The organism is Vibrio sp. 970, assembly GCF_033339075.1.
Genome location: NZ_JAWOTW010000745.1, coordinates 1 through 534, shown reverse-complemented (window position 1 = coordinate 534; position 534 = coordinate 1). Strand labels below are relative to the sequence as shown.

The window sequence follows — 534 nt, the reverse complement described above, 5'->3', positions numbered from 1 at the left end:
AGTATGAAAATCAAAAATTGGTGCCGCCAGTGGGCTTGGATGGTTGGGATCTGGGCGGTCAGTGTGCTAGCTCTGGGGTTCGTATCAATGCTGTTTCGCGTCATGATGACCGCTGCAGGGTTAAAATCTTAGCTCGGCACTTTTAAATGGATGCCTCTAGATCTTGTGTAAGAGCTAGAGGCGTTTACATTCAAGTCCGATTTTTTACGTGTCCAGACAATACGATAGTAGATTCTGGACCACGAGCCACTTCAAAATAACCACCAGAACGAGATAGCTGACGAGCCGTCAATTTTTCTTTGCCCAGCTTTTCAAACCAATAAGGCGCTAATGAGCACTGAGCAGAGCCTGTGGCAAGAGCTTGCAGGCAGCTAAACCTGCCTTTCCGAGAGTACTTCTTTAAAGGCAAACATGCCATTTAATGCAGCTGGAAATCCTGCGTAAACAGACATTTGTATGATCACTTCTTTGATCTCTTCTTCCGTACAGCCAACGTTTAGCGCTGCGTGTAAATGCACTTTAAGCTGTGGAGTA

2 protein-coding genes and 1 pseudogene are annotated in these 534 nt (G+C 45.9%); 1 reads left to right on the top strand and 2 read right to left on the bottom strand.

Annotation, left to right across the window (positions count from 1 at the left end):
- Positions 1–3 precede the first annotated feature (3 nt).
- Positions 4–132: a DUF2474 domain-containing protein gene (locus tag R7Q11_RS28975; RefSeq protein WP_005477337.1), complete on the top strand. Its 129-nt coding sequence runs from the start codon at positions 4–6 to the stop codon at positions 130–132.
- A gap of 58 nt (positions 133–190) precedes the next feature.
- Here R7Q11_RS28975 and R7Q11_RS28970 read toward each other — a convergent pair.
- Together R7Q11_RS28970 and R7Q11_RS28965 are read right to left on the bottom strand one after the other, a co-directional pair.
- Positions 191–358, bottom strand: a pseudogene (locus tag R7Q11_RS28970) (PhzF family phenazine biosynthesis protein); the annotation flags it as partial.
- A 13-nt stretch (positions 359–371) separates the two neighbouring features.
- The coding region (locus R7Q11_RS28965) for a carboxymuconolactone decarboxylase family protein (RefSeq protein ID WP_225467319.1) at positions 372–534 on the bottom strand (163 nt) is incomplete at its 5' end.